Genomic DNA, 19,281 nt, shown 5'->3' with positions numbered 1-19,281 from the left:
TAGGGTCGGGTCGTGACGGGTGTCACGCCAGGGCTGGGGAGGTCGCCGTGTTGTTCGGATCGCGGGCCGGATTCGGCTTGGAGTTCCACCTCGAACTGGACCCGGGGCTGCTGTGCGTCGACGTCTTCGTCGGCGGGCTGCATGTGAACACGTGGGACAACGCGTTCTACCCGCCACTGCTGGTGAAGAAGCTCAAGGACGAGCTCAGTCGCTTCCGCACGCCGACCGCGCCGCCGGTGGGGTTCACCTCGCCGTCCGAGTCCTTCCGCATCGCCGAGAGCTGGATGTACGGCGAAGCCGGTACCGGGACCGCGTCTGGGGCGGAGGCGGCACTCGCGCGGTGCGTGTTCCTGGAGTGGGGGGAGTGCACCGACGAGGTGACAGCGTTCGCGTTCCCCGACGGGGACGAGGTGCACCTCGCCTGTCGGGTACACGAATCCTCCACCGGCAGGCCCACACGCAGCGTGTGTTCGTCCTCGTCCCAGTCGAACCTCGTGCGTTCCCCCGCCTCGAACAGCACCGAGACCGGCCGTCGACCTGCGGCAGCGTCAACGCCGCCGTCTCGAGGGCCCCTTCGCGCCGCCACAACACCAACGCCGTGCGCTCGCTGTTCCGGAGGGACGGGAGAGTTCGAGGCCGTAGACGAAGGCGGGGCCGGAGATCGTCATGTTCTCCGCTGTGGGGCTCGCCCGGCTGCCGGGCCAGCGGTTGTCACGAGGACTCGGGGCTGGCGCGCAGCGGCGCTATTGAATGCTTGATTCAGCAGCCCTAGCCTTTCTCGATGGCTTCAATCATCTCCTTCCTTTCGCGCCCCGAACGGCTCCGCAGACCCCACAAACCCCGCAGACCGCATGGGTCTCAGGGACTGCGCAGGTCTCCGCGCCTACACCGGCCCTTCCTCCTGGCCCTGGGGCTGGCCCTCTCCTCCATCCAGCCGGCCGGTGCCACGCCCGCCGCGTCGGCCGCCGCCGCTGTCCCCCAGGTGTGGCCGAAGCCCCGCCACATCGAGTCCGACGGACGTCAACTCACCGTCCCCGGGCGGGTGGTGGAGGTCGTCGGCCCGGACACCGATCCCGCCGCCAGAAGGGTCGTCGAGGCGGCGCTACGGGCCGCCGGGGCCGACCGGATCGTGACCGTCCCGGCCGGCGAGCGACCGCCCACCGCCGGACTCACCGTCTTCGTCGGCGGCGCCGGCGAGAACCCGGCCACCGAGGGCGCATTGCGGCGACTCGGCGTCAAGTCTCCGGCCGGCCTACCCGCGGAAGGGTACGTACTGGCCTCCGGGAGGCACGCCGGCCGCGCCCTGCTCGCCCTTTCCGGCACCGACACCACCGGCACCTTCTACGCCGCCCAGACCCTCCGCCAACTCCTCACCGGCAAGCGCCTCCCCGAGGTGACCGTCCGCGACTGGCCCACGGCCAAGCTGCGCGGGGTCATCGAGGGCTTCTACGGCACCCCGTGGACCCACGCCGAGCGGCTGAGCCAACTCGACTTCTACGGCCGCACCAAGCAGAACGTGTACGTCTACTCCCCCAAGGACGACCCGTATCTGCGGGAGCGCTGGCGCGACGAGTACCCGGCCGCCGACCTGGACCGGCTGCGCGAACTCGTCGGCCGGGCCGCCGCCAACCACGTCCGCTTCACCTACGCGCTCTCCCCCGGACTGTCGGTCTGCTACTCCTCGGACAGCGACATCACCGCGCTGGTCCGCAAGTTCGCCTCGCTCTACGACATCGGCGTGCGCTCCTTCGCGATCCCGCTGGACGACATCAGCTACACGAAGTGGAACTGCGCGGCGGACGAGGAGGAGTTCGGCAGCGGGGGCGGGGCCGCCGGTGCCGCCCAGGCTTATCTGCTGAACCGGGTGTGGGAGGAGTTCTCCGCCGGCCGCACCGGGCTCGATGCGCTGGAGATGGTCCCCACCGAGTACTCCGACCTCGCCGACACCCCGTACAAGAAGGCGCTGCGGGAGCGGTTGGACCCGGACGTGGTCGTCGAGTGGACCGGCGTGGGCGTGATCGCGCCGACCATCACCGCCGCGCAGGTGCGGCAGGCCCGCGAGGTCTACGGGCATCCGATCCTGGTCTGGGACAACTACCCGGTCAACGACTACGTCACCAGCCGTCTGCTGCTCGGCCCCTACACGGGCAGGGAGGCCGGCGTGGCGCGGGAGGCCGTCGGTGTCACCGCCAACCCGATGGTCCAGGCCGAGGCGAGCAAGCTCGCGCTGTTCACGTCGGCGGCCTATCTGTGGAACCCGGACTCCTACGACCCCCGGGCGGCCTTCCTGGCCTCCGTCCGGGATCTGGCGGGGCCGGGCGCCGCGCCATGGCTGCGGATCTTCGCCGAGAACAGCTACTCCTCCCAGCTCGACACCACCGAGTCCCCCACACTGGCCCGGCTCATCGCAGCTTTCCGCAAGGCGTACGAGGACGACAGCGGACTGGACCGGGCGGCGGTCGCGTTGCGGGCGTACTTCACGGACATGGCCGCCACGCCCGGGAAGTTGCGCGCCCGGCTCGCCAACCCCGGGTTCCTGAAGGAGACTTCGCCGTGGCTGGAGAAGCTGGGGTCCTACGGCACCGCCGGACTGACCGCCGTGGATCTGCTGCTGGCCGGGAAGCGCGGTGACGCCGAGGCCGTGTCGACGTACTGGAACCGGCTGCGGGGCGAGCGGAAGGCGCTGGACGCGATACCGCAGCAGGTGTCGCCGGGCGTGATGGACCAGTTCCTCTACACGGCGATACTCCAGCACGCCCCCGACCCCGGTGTCGACGCCTCCTTCGCCCCGGGCTCGCTCTCCTTGAAGCCCCGCGCCTCCGAGGCGGTGACCCTCCGCTTCTCGTCCGACGAGGCACGGACGGTCGGCTGGAAGCTCGACGTGCCGGACGGTGTCACCGCCTCGCCGGCCGAGGGAAGCGCGGACGTCCCGGCCGGGGGCAGCGCCTCGGCCACCGTCACCCTGACCGGTGTCACCGAGGGCGTCCACTCCGTGGTGGTGTCCGGCTCGGGCGTCCTCGAGCGGGCGCTCCCGGTCCAGGTCACCGACGGGGACGGCGCGCCGAGGGCCCTGACCGCCAACTTCAGTGGGGCGTCGGTCAGTTCGGTCGATCTCTCCTCCGGGAGGAGCACGGACATCGCCGTGGGGAACAACCCCGGCGAGGTGGTCGTGAGTGCCGACGGCCGTACCGCCTACGCCGCCAACCAGGGCTCCGACACGGTCAGCGTCATCGATGTGGCGCGCGGCGCGGTCACCGCCACGGTCGCCGTGGGCCGCGTCCCCGCCGGGCTCGCGCTGACGCCGGACGGCGGCACGCTGTGGGTCGCCAACTACACGGACGGCACGCTCCAGCCGGTGGACACCGGCACCCTGGAGGCGGGCGCGACCCTCACGGTCGGGTCGGGGCCGGAGAACATGGCGATCACTCCGGACGGCCGGACGCTGTACGTGGCGAACATCCACGACAACACCGTCACGCCGGTCGACCTCGACGCCCGGAAGGCCGGGGCGGCGGTCCCGGTCGGGCCCCGCCCCTTCAACGTCGTCGCCGCGCCGGACGGGAAGACCGTGTACGTGTCCAACTCCGGTGGCTCGACGGTCACTCCGATCGACACCGCCACCAACGACACCGAGCCGACGCTGCTCGTCTCCGGACAGGCGTACGGTCTCGGTCTGTCGCCGGACGGGCGGACGCTGTGGGTGAGCCCCAGCACCGGGGACTACGTCACGCCCGTCGACACGGTGACCGGCGCCCCCGGCGCGAAGGTCACCGTCGACAGGTCCGCCTTCGACGTCGGCCTGGACTGGAACGGCTCCACGGCCTACGTCACCACGGCCGACGGCAACAAGCTGGTGCCGGTCGACACGGCCTCCGGCACCGCCGGGGCCCCGCTGACGACCGGGGCCTATCCGCTGGCGGTCGCGCTGACGCCCGTACCCGTGGGGTGATCAGCTGGCGGTACGCCGGATCCGTCCGGCGTACCGCCTCTCCAGCTCCAGGTTGCCCTCGAAGCCGCCGGGCACGTTGGCGGAGACATAGACCGGGGGGCGGTCACCGGAGGCGAGGAGTTGGGCGGTCGCCTCGGCGACCGTCATCTGGACGAGCATCACGCCGGTCAGGGTGGAGAGGGCGCAGACCGCGCCGCCGCCCGGCAGCTCCAGCAGCGCGTCGCCGCGCGGGGCCGCGTTGTCGAGGACGACGTCGGCGAGGTCGGCGAGCTTCTTGCCGCTGGGGTGGGTGGCGGGCACGGAGCCGGTGTGGGCGAGGGAAGTGAGAGCGAGGAGGCGGTGGCCGCGTTCCTTGGCGTGCAGGGCAATCTCGACGATGACGTTGTTGACGCCGGAGTTGGAGATGACGACGAAGAGGTCCTGGGGCCGGGGATCGGCGAGCTCGTAGAGGCGGACCGCTATGCCGGGCTCGCGCTCGAGGAGCGGGTCGTCGAGACCGCTGGGATGATCGCCGCCGTAGAGGACGAGGTCGGCCATCTGGAGGCGGTTGGTGGGTACGAAGCCGCCCGCGCGGCCGGCGAGTTCGAGGACCAGGGCCTGGGAGTGGCCGGTGCCGAAGGCCTGGACGACGCCGCCCTCACGGACGCAGTCGGCGATCAGCCGGGCGGCGGCGCTCACGTCGGCGCGGGCGGACTCGGTGAGGCGGTTCAGCACGGCCAGGCCCTCGCGCGCGAAGCGGTCGGCGCTCACCGGCTCGGTCCCGGACTCGTTGGCGGACTCGACGGACACCTGAGACTCCCCACTGGTGGATTGAACCACCCCATACACACCTATCAGTGAATCACTGAATCACAGCCCCTGCATCGGGGGCAATGGCGCAGTTCACCCCCACGTGCGCCTGCGCTCCCCGGTCCTGGTATTCAGCCGCCGCGTCAACGGGTGGCTGGTACCTTCTCTGCATGCCCACGACCGATGTCACCACCCTGATCCGCACCGAGTTGCCCCGGCTGGCCGGCTCCCTGCGGAAGGTCGGCGAGCTGATCCTGGAGGATCCGGCCGCCGTCACCCACTGCTCGGCCGCGGAGCTGGGCCGCCGCACCGGCACCTCCCAGGCGACCGTCACCCGGTTCTGCCGGGCCATCGGCCTCGACTCCTACCAGCACCTGCTGATCGAGCTGGCCCAGGAGCGGGGCCGGGGCGAGTCGAGCGAGTGGGGCAGTGCCGAGATCGGCCCGGACATCTCCCCCGACGACAGCCTGGAGCGGGTCGTCCAGGTCGTCGGCACCGCCGATCTGCGGGCCATCCAGCAGACCATCGACCGGATCGACCTGGACTCGATCGAGCGCGCGGCCCAGGCCGTGGCCCGCGCCCGGCGCGTCGACGTGTACGGCGTCGGCGGCAGCGGGGCGGTCGCCCAGGAGACGGAGACCCGGCTGTTCCGCATCGGCTGCGCGGTGCGCGGCTGGACCGAGGTGCACGCGGCGACCACCTCGGCCGCCCTGCTCACCCCGGCGGACGTGGCGATCGGCATCTCCCACTCCGGCGCCACCCGCGAGGTGATCGAGCCGTTCGAGCTGGCCAAGGAGCGTGGCGCCACCACCGTCGCGCTCACCGCCGACCCGCGCTCACCGCTGGCCCGCGCCGCCGACATCCGGCTGATCTCCTCCTCCTCGGAGACCAGCTTCCGCACCGGCAGCATCGGCGCCCGCCACTCGGTGCTGATGCTCATCGACTGCCTCTACGTCCGCGTCGGCCAGCTCTCCTACCAGCGCGCGAGCGCCTCCCTGGCACTGACCGACCACATCGCGGGCGCACACGCGGTGAAGTCCCGGCGCAGCCGCTGACCTGCCGGAAGGACGGCTGCCGCGCCCGACCGGCCCTGCATGGATGAATCAACCAATATTCCGACGCATGGTTGATTGAACCATCCCGCGCTGCCAGGATGGGGCTCCGCCGAGCACTCGTAGGAGCCCCATGCGCGTCATCTCTGTCGAGTCGACCGAGCTTTTCGTCGGGACGGAGGACCAGCCGCACCAGGTGGTCGCCGTCGAGGTCGGGCACACCCCGGGCCGGTCCGTCCGGCTGAGCGTGGAGGGCCCGGACGTCCACGGCGTCGGGGAGACCGTCGTAACCGTCGGCGAGGACGGGACCGTACGCGCGGAGCTACCCGTGGCCACGGACGGCCTCGCTCCCGGCGACCGCCGCGAGATCGCCGTCACCGCCCTCGACGGGGACCAAGTGGCCCGGCAGAGCGCCGAGTTCACGGTGGCCGAGCCCGGCTGGACCATGTTCATGGTCAGCCACTTCCACTACGACCCCGTCTGGTGGAACACCCAGGCCGCCTACACCGAGACCTGGGACGTCGCCGACGACCCGGCCGTCACGGGTCTGCCCGCCCGGACCTTCGACTCGCGCGGCCAGAGCGGCATGAGCCTGGTGCGGGCCCACTGCGACCTCGCCCGGCGCGACCCCGCGTACACCTTCGTGCTCGCCGAGGTGGACTACCTCAAGCCCTACTGGGACGCCTTCCCCGAGGAGCGGGCGTTCCTGCGGCAGCTGATCCGCACCGGCCGGGTCGAGATCATGGGCGGCACCTACAACGAGCCCAACACCAACCTCACCGGCGCCGAGGCGACCGTGCGCAACGCGCTGTACGGTGACGGCTTCCAGCGGGGGATCATCGGGGCCTCCCCGGAGACCGCCTGGCAGCTGGACGCGTTCGGGCACGACCCGCAGTTCCCTGGGCTGATGGCGGACGCGGGGGTCACGTCGAGTTCGTGGGCGCGCGGGCCCTTCCACCAGTGGGGGCCGACCCTGTCGGTGTTCGGCGAGGAACCGCGCGATCCCCGGCGGATGCAGTTCCCGGCCGAGTTCAGCTGGATCGCCCCCAGCGGACGCGGCCTGCTGACCGCCTACATGGTCAACCACTACGGCGCCGGCTGGGCCATCGACAACGCGCCCACGCTCCCCGAGGCGGAGGCCGCGGCCCTCAAGCTCTTCCGGGGGCTGAAGAAGGTCGCGCTCACCCGCAACGTGCTGCTGCCGGTCGGCGGTGACTACGCGCCGCCGTGCCGCTGGGTGATGGGCATCCACCGCGACTGGAACGAGCGGTATGTCTGGCCCCGGTTCATCAGCGGCGTCCCCCGGGACTTCTTCGCCGCCGTACGGGAGGAGCTGGAGCGGGAGGGGCGCACGGCGTCCCCGCAGACCCGCGACATGAACCCGGTCTACACCGGCAAGGACGTCTCCTACATCGACACCAAGCAGGCCCAGCGCCACGGCGAGGCGCTGCTCGCCGACGCCGAGGCCTGGGCGACCCTCGCCTCCCTCACCACCGGGCACCCCTATCCCGACGCGGCCCTCGACAAGGCCTGGCGGCAGCTGATCTACGGCGCCCATCACGACGCCATCACCGGCTCCGAGTCCGACCAGGTCTATATCGACCTGCTCACCGGCTGGCGGGAGCTGCACGACCTGGCGGAGGAGGTGCACGCCGACGCCACCCAGGCGCTCGCCGATCGTGTCGTGCCGCTGCCGGGCGACGGCGCCGACCTGGTCGTCTTCAACTCCGCGACCTGGCAGCGGAAGGACGTCCTGACCGTCGCCGACCCCGGCCGGATCCCGCTGGACCACACCGGGCTGCCGCTGCCGGCCGTGAGCGAGGACGGCGAACTGAAGGTCGTCGTGCCGGAGGTGCCCGGCATGGGCCTCAAGGCGCTCTCCCTCGCGGAGGGTGCTGTCCCCGGCTGGACGGCCGGCGAGGGGACGACGATCCGCAACGAGTTCTACGAGGTGACCGTCGACCCCGCGCGAGGCGGCGGCGTCAGCAGTCTCCGCGCGCTCACCGAAGCCCGGGGCGGCGGCGGGGGCGGCCGGGAGCTGCTGCGCGCCGGCGACATCGGCAACGAGCTGGTGGTGCAGGAGGAGTACCCGAGGCACCCGCGCTTCGGCGAGGGCCCTTGGCACCTCACCCCGACCGGCACCACCGCCGCCCGGAGCCGGGACGTGACCGCTGACATCGATGTCGAGCACTCACCGGCCGGCTCCCGCATCACCGTCCGGGCCGACCTGGGCCTTTTCCGGTACACCCAGCGGCTCACGCTGTGGGCGGGCGTCGACCGGCTGGACGTGACGACGACCGTCGACGGCTACGACGGCGCCGACCGGCTGATCCGGGTGCGCTGGCCCTCGGACGTACGCGGCGGGCTGCCGGTGCACGAGGTCGCGGACGCGGTGATCGGGCGTGGCTTCGGCTTCGTGGAGGTGGACAGCGAGCAGTTCCCATGGACACTGGACAACCCCGCGAACACCTGGTTCGGGCTGGGCTCCACGGCCCGCGTCGCCGTCCACGACGGCACGGGAGCGCTGCTCGGCCACCGGTCCATCGGCGTCGCCGAGCTGGTCTTCAGCGACTGGGACACCGCCGGTGAACTGGGTACCCCACTGGCGGCTGCCCTGGTGCGCACGGGTGTCACGGCCACCTCGACCATCGCGGGCGGCCCGCGCTACGGCGACCTGGAGGTGGACTCCAACCTGCCCGACATCCGGATCGCCGTCGGCGGACCGGAGCGCAACTCCCTGGTCGCCGAGGCCCTCGGCTGGGACCCGGCGGCCGCGCGCGAGGTGCGCCGTCAGCTCGCCGAGGACGGCCTCGCCGCCGTGTGGGTGGCACCCCGCGCCTCCCTGCGCGAGGAGTGGGTGCCCGGCGCCGACCTGCGCGACCTGGAGCGGCTGCCGCTGCTCGTGGTGGCGGGCGCCCGCCCCGAGGACGACGCGAAGGCCGTCGACGCGCTGATCGCCGACCTGGACGACGCGACCGTACGGGCCACCGCGGCGGGCGGCGGCGAGGCGCTGCCGCCGGGCGACGCCTGGGACGGGCGGGGCTTCGCGCTCCTCAACCGGGGCACGCCGGGCTGTGTGGTCACCTCGTCGGGCGACCTCTACATGTCGTTGATGCGCTCCTGCACCGGGTGGCCCTCCGGCATCTGGGTCGACCCGCCGCGCCGCACCGCCCCCGACGGCTCCGGCTTCCAGCTCCAACGCTGGTCCCACACCTTCGCGTACGCGGTAGTCGCGGGCGAGGGCGACTGGCGCGACCTGGGCTGGCCGCGAGCGGGGCACGCGTTCAACCATCCGCTGACGGCGCGGCTGCGGAAGCCCGATCATCCGCTCACGGCCCGGCTGCGGGAGCCCGCCGGGGCACCGGCCGGCCTGCCGAGGACCGTCGCCCTGCTCTCGCTGGAGCCCGAGGGCCGGGTGCTGCTGGACGCGCTGAAGGCGGCCGGGTCGCCCTTGGCTCGTGGCGGTACGGCGCCGGCGGACCCCGTGCGCGGGGTCGTCGTACGGGCGCACGAGGTGGACGGGCGGCCGGTGCGGGCGCGGGTGACGGGGCCGTCGGCGTGGGCCGAGGGGAGGCGGGCGGACGTTCTGGAACGGCCCGGTGAGGCCTTGGCCCCCGGCGCGGACGGGGCGTTGGAGCTGGACCTGACGGGGTTCGAGGTGGCCACCGTGCTGGCCTCGCCGGTCGAGGGACGGCCCGCCGAGGGTCCCGGCGTCGCCGCGTACGAACCCGCGCAGCCCGTGCACACCCGGTACTGGCTGCACAACTCCGGTCCCGCGCCCCGGGGCAACATGCCCGTGGCCGTCTATCTCTCGCCGGCCTCGCTCACCGCCGACGGCCCGGTCACCGCGGCGGTGCGCGTCTCCTCCGAGCTGACCGACGCGCCGGTCTCGGGCACGGTGGCGCTGGAGGTGCCGGACGGCTGGAGCGCCGAGCCCGCCGAACTGCCGTACGCGCTCGGCCCCGGCGGCTTCTCGCTCACCGAGGTCACCGTGACGCCACCGCCGGACCCGGCGCCCGGACGCCACCGGCTCGCCGCGCGGCTGACGTACGGCGGGCAGACGTTCGAGGACGTGGTCGCCCTGGACGTGCCCGGCGAGGCGGCGCGGGGCGAGGCCGACGGGCGGACCGGGCCGGGTCTGGTGATGGAGCTGGGCGTCGACCGGATCGAGGTGCGCCGGGGTGAACGGGTGCGGGTGCCGGTGAGCGTGCGCAACACGACCCGGGGGCCGGTGAGCGGGGCGCTGTGGGCGCTGTCGTCCTGGGGGACCTGGGCGGGTGTCGCCCCAGGGCTCCAGGGCTTCGCCCTCGCGGCCGGCGAGCGCGCGGAATGCCTGGTCGAGGTGGACGGCTCGGCGGTGCCCCCGGGGTCGTACTGGCTGATGGCGAAGGCCGGCTGGCACGGCTGCGTGGCCTACACCGAGGCGCTCGTACTGGAGGTGAGGCCGTGAACGACCACCCGGAGAGCGGGATCGGACATGCGGCACACGGCAGCCACTCGGGGCCGGGCGACCGCCCTCCCCATGGGCACTCGGCCCACGGCGGCCACTCCGCGTCGCACGCGCACCCGGTTCCCGGCGGGCACGCCGTGCTCGTGGGCGGTGAGCCCGTCCCCCGGGGGCGCGTCGACGCCGTACTGGACGCCGTGCCCGCGCGGGACCGGGAGGCCAGGCCGGAGGGGCGGGCGCGGGCGGAGCGGCAGCGGCGGCGGTGGGCGACGCAGATCGTGGTCGCCGACGAACTCGCCCGCAGGGCCTGCGCCGCGCGCGGGCTCGCGCCGCCGGCCGAGGTGTCACCGGCCAGTGTCCTCGCGGTGTCCGGGACCGAGGTCGCCGACCTGGGCAGCATCATCGCGGTGACGCTCGCCCACTCCCCCGCCGCGCGCACCCTCCTGGCGGCACTGGAGGCCGAGCAGGCGGTCCCGGAGAAGGCCGTGCGGGGCTACTACGACCGCAATCCGGACCGTTTCCTCACGGCCGAGGCGCTGCGGCGCGGTGTCGACCCGTACGGCGGGGCGGGCCCCGGGGACTTCCTGCCGTACGACGAGGTCCACGACGAGGTCGTACGGGAGCTGCGGCGGACGATGGGCCGGCAGGCCTTCTTCGACTGGCTGGACCGGGCCCGCGCCGGCGTGGAGTACGCGCCGGGGCACGAGCACCCGGGCGACCCGTCCCACCCGGATCACGAGCACCGGCACTGAACTCAGCGGGCAGGCTCGCGTGTCGGCCCCGAACACCCGGCAAACGACTCGGAACCGAAAAGCAACACGGCAAGCCATTGACCTCCGATGAATTCTGGTCCACCTTTTCATCAATCGAAGTCCAAGTTGGTGATTTGAACCAGCAGCTGACTGATCGCAGGAGGCAACATGCGCGCGAGAAGACTGACCGGATGTGTGGCGGGTGTCATCGCCCTCACCCTGACCGCCGCCGGCTGCGGCCTGTCGGGCGGGGGCTCCGACAGCGGGGAGGCCACGGCCGGCGGCTGCAAGGTCGACAAGGGCAACGTCGGCTCCGGGAAGCTCACCGGCGACGTCAAGGGGACGATCACCTTCCAGACGACGAACCTGAAGAAAGACTTCGGCGACTACTTCAACGGCGTCATCGAGGCCTTCGAGAAGGCGCACCCGGACACCACCGTGAAGTGGGTCGACGACCCGGGCGACGCCACCTTCACCCAGCGTCTGGTCGCCGACGCGCAGGGCTGCACACTGCCGGACGTGGTGAACATCAACGTCAACACGGCGATCGCGCTCACCAAGAACGGCTATCTGCTCGACCTGGACAAGAAGGCCCCGGACGCGGGCGAACCGTTCGTGCCCAACCTGTGGAAGTCGAGCAGGTACGCGGACTCCTCCGGCGCCGAGGTGCACAGCGTGCTCCCCTGGTACTCCGGCGGCATCGTGCAGACCTTCAACACCGAGCTGATGGAAAAGGCGGGCCTTGATCCGGCCAAACCTCCGACGACCGTGCTCGGCCTGTTCGAGGACGCCCAGAAGATCGCCGAGGTCTCGGACGGCAAGTACTACGCGTTCCTCGCCAACCCGCAGCTGCGCATCCCGGCCGACTGGCAGCAGATGGACATCAAGGTCCTGTCGTCCGACGGCAAGAAGTTCACCTTCGCCGACGACCCGAAGACCGCACAGTGGGTCGAGGCGATGACGAAGCTCTACAAGGCCGGCGGTATGCCCCGGGACTCGCTCTCCTCCACCCAGGACCCGGCCAACGTCTACGGTCAGGGCAAACTCGTCTACGGCCCGACGAACCCCAACTTCCTGCGCTTCATCCAGCAGAACAACCCGAGCGTCTACAAGAAGACGGGTGTCGCCCGCTTCATACTGGACGACCTGGGCCACACCGTCGGCGCCCCGCAGTACATCGGCGTCGCGTCCACCAGCAAGAACGCGGCGACCGCGCTGTCCTTCGCGCAGTTCCTGACCAACGCGGAGAACCAGCTGGAGTGGGCGAAGGACCCGAACGTCGTCATCTTCCCCTCCACCACGGCCTCCCTGGACGACCCGTTCTTCCAGTCGGTCAAGGGCGACGACCCGTTCGCCGAGGCCCGCAAGATCGTCGCGAGCGACCGCAAGACCTCCACGGCCGACGAGATCGCCCTGACCCCGGGTGAGCTGAACGCCATCACGGCCCAGATACAGCTGGCCATGCAGGGCAAGAAGAGCGCCCAGGACGCCCTCGACGAGGCCCAGAAGAAGGCCAACGAGCTGATCGAGCAGGGCAGCTGAGTATGACCACCCTCTCTCCCCCCACCAAGGGACCGGGGGTCGCGGTCTCCTCCCGCGACCCCCGCCCCGGGGAACCGAGCGGCCGGCGCCGCCTGCTGCGGGCCCTCAGGCCGGGCCCCTCCGCCGACGCGGGCGGCGCCGCGCTGTACCGCCGCTGGTGGCTGCCGTGGCTGTGGATGTCACCGGCGATCATCGGCATCAGCGTCTTCGGTCTGTATCCGTTCCTGAACACGCTCCTGCTGTCGTTCACCGACGCCAAACCGCTCGGCGGCGCCGCCTCGTTCGTGGGCCTGGACAACTACACGCGGATGCTGGGCGACTCCGACTTCTGGCTCGCCACCCGCAACAGCGTGCTGTACGCGCTGATCGTCGTCCCGCTGATGGTGCTGCTGCCGCTGATGCTGGCCGTACTGGTGGAGAAGAACCTGCCGGGCATCGGCTTCTTCCGCTCCGCCTTCTACACCCCGGTCCTCGCCTCCAGCGTGGTCGTCGGCCTGAGCTGGCAGTGGCTGCTCAGCGACCAGGGCCTGGTCAACACCTGGCTGCAGAAGGCCCACATCATCCGGTCGGCGATCCCGTTCCTGTCCGACTCCTGGCTGATCCTGCTGTGCGCGATGGGGCTCACCCTGTGGAAGGGCCTCGGCTGGTACATGATCTTCTACCTGGCCGCGCTGGGGAACGTGCCGAAGGAACTGCACGAGGCCGCCGCCGTCGACGGCGCGGGCCCGGTCCGCCGCTTCTGGCACGTCACGATGCCCGGGGTACGCACCTCGATGATGCTCGTCGGCACCCTCACCGGTATCGGCTCGCTGCGCGTGTTCACCGAGATCTACATGCTCGGCGGCGCCACCGGCGGCCCCGGCGGCGCCGACCGCACCCTCCCCTTCTACATCCGGGACGTCGCCCTCGACCCGCTGACCGGCAACGCCGGCTACGGCTCGGCGGTCAGCGTCGCCCTCTTCGTACTCACCCTGGGCCTGACGCTGCTCGCACAGCGCCTGACGAAGGAGGACGAGTCATGACCACCGCCGTGAAGGAGCAGCGGACGGCGGCGGCCGTGACACCGGTGGAGAGACGACGGCGGCGGCTGATGCCGCGCTGGCGGGACTACGGCCGGCCGCGCGAACTCGTCGTCCGCTACCTGCTGTTGCTGTTCGTCCTCGGCATCACCGTCGGCCCGCTGCTGTGGCAGCTGCTGTCGTCGCTGAAGGGCGTCAGCGAGGACGTGTTCGGCTCCAACGCCTCCCTCTTCCCCCGCGACCCGACCCTGCGCGCCTACCGCGAGGTGTTCGACCAGGTCCCGGTGTGGTCGTACATCCGCAACAGCATGGTGATCGTCGTGCTGTCGGTCACCAGCCAGCTGGTCTTCTCCACGCTCGCCGGCTACATGCTGTCCAAGCCGAGCTGGAAGGGCCGCAAGCTGGTCTGGGTGCTGCTGATGGCGTCCATGATGTTCCCCTTCGAGTCGATCATGGTCTCGCTGTTCCTCAGCATCCGTGACCTGGGCCTGGTCGACAACCTGGTGGGCGTCTGGCTGCCCGGCTTCGTCGCCGCCATCAACGTCCTCATCATGCGGGCCGCGTTCCTCGCCGTGCCGCGTGAGATCGAGGACGCGGCGATGCTGGACGGGGCGGGCGAGTGGAAGCGGTTCCGGTACCTGTATCTGCCCTCGGCGTGGGGCGCGATCCTCGTCGTCACCATCAACACCTTCATCAGCGCCTGGGACGACTTCCTCTGGCCCCTGATCGTGCTGCGCACCGAGGACCACTTCACCCTGACACTGGGCCTCGCCCGTCTGCAGTCCTCCTCCTTCGGTTACGACCAGCGGATGGTGATGGCGGGTTCGGTCATCTCCGTGATCCCGGTGCTGGTGCTGTTCGTGATCACGCAGCGGTGGTTCTACAAGGGGGTTTCGTCGGGGGCCGTCAAGCTCTGAGGTCCACGACGACGGGGACGACGTCGAGCGCCTCCCGCGCGGACCGCGCGACCCGGATCTCCACGACATCGGTCCCCGGGGGCACGTCGATCGACAGGGAGACCGTACGGCGCTCGCCCGGCGCCAGGCCGACACCCTCGAACGCACACAGTTCGAGGGTGCGCGGCCATGTGCGGGTGATCAGCCTGCGGAGGTACACCTGGACGACCGAACGCCCGTGGCGGTCCCCGGTGTTGGTGACGTCCACCTCGACCGTGCGCCCCGAGACCCGGGGCGCGCCGTGGACGAAGGTCGTGTACGACAGCCCGTGCCCGAAGGAGTACGCCGGCTCGGCGCTCTCGTCCACGTACCCGCCGTACTCGATGTCCTTGTGGTTGTAGTGGACGGGGAGCTGGGCGGCCGAGCGCGGAACGGAGACGGGGAGCCGGCCGGCGGGCTCGGCGAGCCCGAGCAACACCTCGGCGACGGCCTCGCCGCCCCACGGACCGGGATACCAGGCGGTGAGCAGCGCCGCGGCGGTGTCGGGCACGACGTGCGGGCGGCCCTGCACCAGGACGACCACGGTGGGCGTGCCCGTCGCGACGACGGCGTCCAGCAGGGCCTCCTGCGCCGTTCCCAGCCGCAGTCCCGCCAGGTCGACGCCCTCGCCGCAGGTCATCTCGGACACGACGCTCCGCGCGGCGCCGTTGGCGTCGAACTCGGTGTCGGGGGTACGGGCGCTGCTGCCGCCCAGCACGAGCACGGCCAGGTCGGCCGCGGCGGCCTCGGTGATCGCGGCCGGGATGCCGGTGCGGTCGGCGCCGGTGAGGGCCGCGCCCTTGGCATGGCGGATGTCGGTGCCGGGCGGGGCGAGGCGGCGCAGTGCGTCGAGGACGCTCACGCCGGTGCCGGGGCGCTGCGGGGCGGTGTAGTCGCCGAGTTGGTGGGCGGTGGTGTCGGCGTGCGGGCCGAGCACGGCCATACGGCGTACCGAGGGCCCGATCGGGAGGACGCCGGCCTGATTGCGGAGGAGGGTGACGCAGGCTCGGGCGAGGTCGGTGCTGAGTACGCGGCCGGTGTGTTCGAGTGTCCGCGCGCGGCGGGTCTGTTCGGGGATCAACGTGCGGCCGGTGGGCTCGGGGGCCTGCGCGCCCCCGTTGGGCTCGGGGGTCTGTGCGCGGCCGGTGGGCTCGGGGGTCGGCGCGCGGCGGGCGTACGGGTTCTCGAACAGGCCGAGGCGGAACTTCAGGCGCAGGACGCGGGCGACGGCGGCGTCCAGGGCGGCCTCGCTCACCAGGCCGCGCTCGACGGCCTCCTCCAGGTGGGTGAAGCCCTCGTCCCAGAGGCTGAGGTCGACACCCGCGTCGAGGGCGAGGGCGCCGGCGGAGACCTTGTCGCCGGTAATGCGGGCGAGGCGGTCCACGGCGAGTCCGTCGGCCATGACCAGGCCCTGGAAGCCCCAGCGGTCGCGGAGCAGCCCGGTGAGGAGGGCGCGGTTGCCGGAGCAGGGCATGCCGTCGACCTCGTTGTAGGCGGCCATGACGGCGGCGGCGCCAGCCCGGACTCCGGCGCGGGCGGCCGGGAGGTGGATCTCGTGCAGTTCGCGGGGACCGAGTTCGGACTCGGCGGAGTTACGGCCGCCGACGGTGGCGCCCTGGCCGGCGAAGTGCTTGAGGACGACGGGGGCGCGGTCGGCGGCGAAAGGACCATCCGGGCCCGGTGTTCCCTGCATGCCCCGCACCAGCGCCTCGGTCAGGCGGGCCGCGAGGTAGGGGTCCTCGCCGAAGCACTCCTCGGTGCGGCCCCAGCGCGGGTCACGGGCGATGTCGAGCGCGGAGGCGAGGGCCACGTGGCCGCCGCGGGCGCGGAGTTCGGCCGCCGCGTGGGCGGCGGCCCGCTCGTACAGGGCGGGGTCCCAGGTGGCGCCGACGGCCAGATTGACGGGGAGGACCGTGCCGTCGAGGGCCATGTGGCCGTGCGGCACCTCCTCGACGAACAGGGCGGGGATGCGCAGGCGGCTGCGTTCCAGGACGTGGCGCTGGACCAGGTCGGCCAGGTCGGCGCTGTCCTCGACGCCCGGTCCGTGGCCGTGGTCGACGCCGGACCAGGCGTCGGCGCGCATCAGGCCGTAGAGGGCGCCGAGGCCGGCGAAGCGCTCGGTCTCGGCGTACAGGGCTCCGGTGAGCTCGAAGGCGCCGCCCGGGGTGCGGCGGTAGGCGTCCCAGCCGTACATCCGCTGGTTGAGCTGGCCGACCTTCTCGCGCGGGGTCATACGGGAGAGGAGGTCGGCGATGCGGGTGTCGAGGGGGGCGGTCGGGTCGAGGTACGGGGGCCGTGCGGGGGCGGCGGCGGCCGGGGCGACCGGGTGGTCCTGAGGGGGCATGGGTCGTCCTTGTCGGCGGGAGGGAGGAGGGGGGTGGCGGGGCCGTCAGCCACCGGAGGCGTGGGCGAGGCGGTTCAGCCGCCGGAGCCGTGGACGAGGCGGTTCAGCCACCGGAGCCGTGGGCGAGGCGGGCCAGGGCCACGGCTCCGGGGGAGCCGTCCGACACCGGGGTGACGGCGAGCGAGAGGTGCGCCAGGCGTTCGGTCAGCGGGAGCAGCAGGGGACCGTGCGGGGCGAGCAGGCCGCCGGTGGCCACGAGGGGTTCGCCCGGGCGCGGTGCCAGGGCCATGACGGTCTCGGCTAGGCGGCGGGCACCCTCCTGAAGGATCTGGACGGCGACGGCGTCCTTCTCCTCGGCGGTCCGCACCACCGCGGGGGCGTGGTCGGCCAGGCGGACCGGCGACCGGTCCATGACGGCGGGCAGCAGCCGGGCGCGGTAGGCGGTGCGGCGGTCGGCGCTCCAGTGGACGGCCTCGGTAGTGCCGTAGCCCTCCGGGGGCAGGACCTCCGGGGGCAGTCCCAGGTCCCGGCCGATGGCGAGGACGAGTGCGGTGGGCACACTCCGGCCGTCGGCCGCGCGCAGGGCCGCCCGTACGGCGGCGCGGCCGATCCAGAAACCGCCGCCGTCGTCGCCGAGGAGCCAGCCGTCGCCGCCGGAGGTCGCGGTCGGCGCCCGTCCCGCGATCCGGGCCGCGACCGCGCCGGTGCCGGCCACCAGGACCAGCCCGTCGGCGGGATGGCCCGGGGCCGCGGCGAACGTCGTCTCGATGTCGCTGTGGACGCCGACCGTGGCGGCGGTGATGCCCACCCGGTCGAGCGCGGTCGCGAGGGCCGCCTCGGCCCGCACCCGGCCGGGCTCCTCGGCCCCCTGCCGCTGATGCCCGGCCCCCGCGAACCCTCCCGCCACCGCGACGACCCGCCCGCGCAGCCCTTCGGGCACGGCCTGCGCCAGGGCCTCGGCGAGGTGGTCCGCGAGCACCGCCCCCGGCACGGTGAGCGCGTTCCCCGGCCCGGCCACGCCCTCGCCCCGGACCCGGCCGTCACCCGACTCCGCCAGCACGGCACGCGTACGGGTGCCACCGGCGTCGAGGCCGACCACATAGGCCGGAGAAGCTTGGTTCAAATCACTATTCATTGCCGTCCATGGTGGTTGATACATTCGCCGGAGACAAGGTCCAGCTCCTGAGGAGGACGCCATCAGCACGCCGCCCTTGCCCGCACCCGCACTCCGCTTCGGAGTGAACTACACCCCACGCAGGGGCTGGTTCCACGCCTGGCACGACTTCGATCCCGGACTCGCGCGCGAGGACCTGGCCCAGATCGCCGGGTTGGGCCTGGACCATGTCCGGGTCTTCCATCTGTGGCCCCTGCTCCAGCCCAACCGCACCCTGGTCCGCGCCTCGGCCGTGGACCAGCTCGTGCGACTGGTGGACCTCGCGGCCGAGTGCGGCCTGGACGTCGTCGTGGACGGCGTCCAGGGCCATCTGTCGAGCTTCGACTTCTATCCGGAGTGGACCCGCAGCTGGCACCACCGCAACGTCCTCACCGACCCCGAGGCCGTCGAGGCCCAGGCCCTGCTGCTGCGCACGCTGGGCCGCGCCCTGTCCGGCCACCCCCACCTCATCGGCCTCCAGCTCGGCAACGAGCTCAACAACCTGGTCGAACACAACCCGGTGTCCGTGACCGAGGTCGACCACTACCTGGACACCCTGCTGGCCGCCGCGCGCGACGGGCTCGGCGAGGGCGTCGGCCTGGTCACGCACTCGGCGTACGACGCCGCCTGGTACGGCGACGACCATCCCTTCACCCCCGAGGCCTCGGCCCGCAAGGGTGACCTCACCACCGTCCACCCCTGGGTCTTCTCCGCCGACTGCGCCCGCCGCTACGGCCCGCGCTCGCCCCAGGTGCACCATCTCGCCGAGTACGGCACGGAGCTGGCGGCCGCCTACGCCACCGATCCGGCCCGCCCCGTCTGGGTCCAGGAGACCGGCGCCCCCGAGCCGCACATCCCGGCGGCCGACGCTCCCGACTTCGCCCGCGCGACCCTCCTGAACGCGGCCGGCTGTGCCCGGCTGTGGGGCGTCACCTGGTGGTGTTCCCACGACGTCGACCGTTCCCTCGCCGACTTCCCGGAACTGGAGTACACGCTCGGCCTGTTCGACTCCTCGGGCCGCCCCAAGCCGATCGCGGACGCCCTGTCCACGACGGTCGCCGAGATCCGTACGGCCGCCGCCCCGCCCGCTCCCCGCACGACCGCCCTGGTCCTGGACTGCACCCACGCCACGCGCTCGGTCTCCGGCCCGGGCGGCGCGTTCTTCGACGCCTGGATGCGTCTGCGACAGGAGGGCACCCACCCGGCGGTGGTCCTGGCGGAGCGCGCGGAGGACACGGGGTACCTCGCGGCGAGGGGGATCACGGAGCTGGTCGAGGCGAAGTGAGGGGATCTTGGGGC

11 protein-coding genes are annotated in these 19,281 nt (G+C 72.5%); 8 read left to right on the top strand and 3 right to left on the bottom strand.

Annotation, left to right across the window (positions count from 1 at the left end; all coding sequences use genetic code 11):
* The first annotated feature begins 781 nt into the window (after positions 1 to 781).
* A complete protein-coding gene (locus ACWD26_RS00490; protein ID WP_451264652.1) occupies positions 782 to 3,949 on the top strand; it encodes a beta-N-acetylglucosaminidase domain-containing protein in 3,168 nt (1,055 codons plus the stop codon).
* Here the strand turns inward: ACWD26_RS00490 and ACWD26_RS00485 are convergent, their stop codons facing one another.
* Complete coding sequence (locus ACWD26_RS00485) at positions 3,950 to 4,738, bottom strand: sugar isomerase domain-containing protein (protein ID WP_451264649.1); 789 nt, start codon at positions 4,736 to 4,738, stop codon at positions 3,950 to 3,952.
* 170 nt (positions 4,739 to 4,908) lie between these two features.
* On the opposite strand from ACWD26_RS00485, the gene ACWD26_RS00480 reads away from it, so the two are divergent.
* The 6 genes from ACWD26_RS00480 (at position 4,909) to ACWD26_RS00455 (ending at position 14,467) form a co-directional block, all read left to right on the top strand.
* Positions 4,909 to 5,793, top strand: coding sequence for a MurR/RpiR family transcriptional regulator (locus ACWD26_RS00480; protein ID WP_451264647.1), 885 nt, complete (start codon positions 4,909 to 4,911; stop codon positions 5,791 to 5,793).
* A gap of 130 nt (positions 5,794 to 5,923) precedes the next feature.
* Entirely contained in the window at positions 5,924 to 10,240 is a 4,317-nt protein-coding gene (locus ACWD26_RS00475; RefSeq protein WP_451264645.1) for a glycoside hydrolase family 38 N-terminal domain-containing protein, read from the top strand.
* On the top strand, positions 10,237 to 10,989 hold the full coding sequence (locus ACWD26_RS00470) for a peptidyl-prolyl cis-trans isomerase (protein WP_451264643.1): 753 nt from the start codon (positions 10,237 to 10,239) through the stop codon (positions 10,987 to 10,989). Before ACWD26_RS00475 ends, ACWD26_RS00470 begins: the two co-directional genes overlap by 4 nt.
* 168 nt (positions 10,990 to 11,157) lie before the next feature.
* The gene (locus ACWD26_RS00465) at positions 11,158 to 12,531 is read left to right on the top strand and encodes an extracellular solute-binding protein (protein ID WP_451264641.1); all 1,374 of its coding nucleotides are present in this window, start codon (positions 11,158 to 11,160) and stop codon (positions 12,529 to 12,531) included.
* A gap of 2 nt (positions 12,532 to 12,533) precedes the next feature.
* Positions 12,534 to 13,553 carry a carbohydrate ABC transporter permease gene (locus ACWD26_RS00460; RefSeq protein WP_451264639.1) on the top strand — a complete coding sequence of 340 codons (1,020 nt, stop codon included), beginning with the start codon at positions 12,534 to 12,536 and terminating at the stop codon, positions 13,551 to 13,553.
* Positions 13,550 to 14,467, top strand: coding sequence for a carbohydrate ABC transporter permease (locus tag ACWD26_RS00455; protein ID WP_451264638.1), 918 nt, complete (start codon positions 13,550 to 13,552; stop codon positions 14,465 to 14,467). Before ACWD26_RS00460 ends, ACWD26_RS00455 begins: the two co-directional genes overlap by 4 nt.
* Here ACWD26_RS00455 and ACWD26_RS00450 read toward each other — a convergent pair.
* A complete protein-coding gene (locus ACWD26_RS00450) occupies positions 14,457 to 16,829 on the bottom strand; it encodes a glycoside hydrolase family 3 N-terminal domain-containing protein (protein ID WP_451264635.1) in 2,373 nt (790 codons plus the stop codon). The genes ACWD26_RS00455 and ACWD26_RS00450 overlap by 11 nt on opposite strands.
* Before the next feature lie 103 nt (positions 16,830 to 16,932).
* Positions 16,933 to 17,964 carry a BadF/BadG/BcrA/BcrD ATPase family protein gene (locus tag ACWD26_RS00445; RefSeq protein WP_451264633.1) on the bottom strand — a complete coding sequence of 344 codons (1,032 nt, stop codon included), beginning with the start codon at positions 17,962 to 17,964 and terminating at the stop codon, positions 16,933 to 16,935.
* Positions 17,965 to 18,040: 76 nt separating this feature from the next.
* On the opposite strand from ACWD26_RS00445, the gene ACWD26_RS00440 reads away from it, so the two are divergent.
* A complete protein-coding gene (locus ACWD26_RS00440) occupies positions 18,041 to 19,267 on the top strand; it encodes a glycoside hydrolase 5 family protein (RefSeq protein WP_451264631.1) in 1,227 nt (408 codons plus the stop codon).
* Positions 19,268 to 19,281: the final 14 nt, after the last annotated feature.

This window comes from Streptomyces sp. NPDC002787 (assembly GCF_053592095.1).
The sequence above is the reverse complement of the archived record's forward strand: the minus strand, read 5'-3'. Positions and strand labels throughout refer to the sequence as shown.

Excerpts from the sequence above, each read along its gene's own strand:
- ACWD26_RS00490 (WP_451264652.1), top strand. The coding sequence starts at position 782 with ATGGCTTCAATCATCTCCTTCCTTTCGCGCCCCGAACGGCTCCGCAGA.
- ACWD26_RS00480 (WP_451264647.1), top strand. The coding sequence starts at position 4,909 with ATGCCCACGACCGATGTCACCACCCTGATCCGCACCGAGTTGCCCCGG.
- ACWD26_RS00475 (WP_451264645.1), top strand. The coding sequence starts at position 5,924 with ATGCGCGTCATCTCTGTCGAGTCGACCGAGCTTTTCGTCGGGACGGAG.
- ACWD26_RS00465 (WP_451264641.1), top strand. The coding sequence starts at position 11,158 with ATGCGCGCGAGAAGACTGACCGGATGTGTGGCGGGTGTCATCGCCCTC.
- ACWD26_RS00460 (WP_451264639.1), top strand. The coding sequence starts at position 12,534 with ATGACCACCCTCTCTCCCCCCACCAAGGGACCGGGGGTCGCGGTCTCC.
- ACWD26_RS00455 (WP_451264638.1), top strand. The coding sequence starts at position 13,550 with ATGACCACCGCCGTGAAGGAGCAGCGGACGGCGGCGGCCGTGACACCG.
- ACWD26_RS00450 (WP_451264635.1), bottom strand. The coding sequence starts at position 16,829 with ATGCCCCCTCAGGACCACCCGGTCGCCCCGGCCGCCGCCGCCCCCGCA.
- ACWD26_RS00445 (WP_451264633.1), bottom strand. The coding sequence starts at position 17,964 with ATGAATAGTGATTTGAACCAAGCTTCTCCGGCCTATGTGGTCGGCCTC.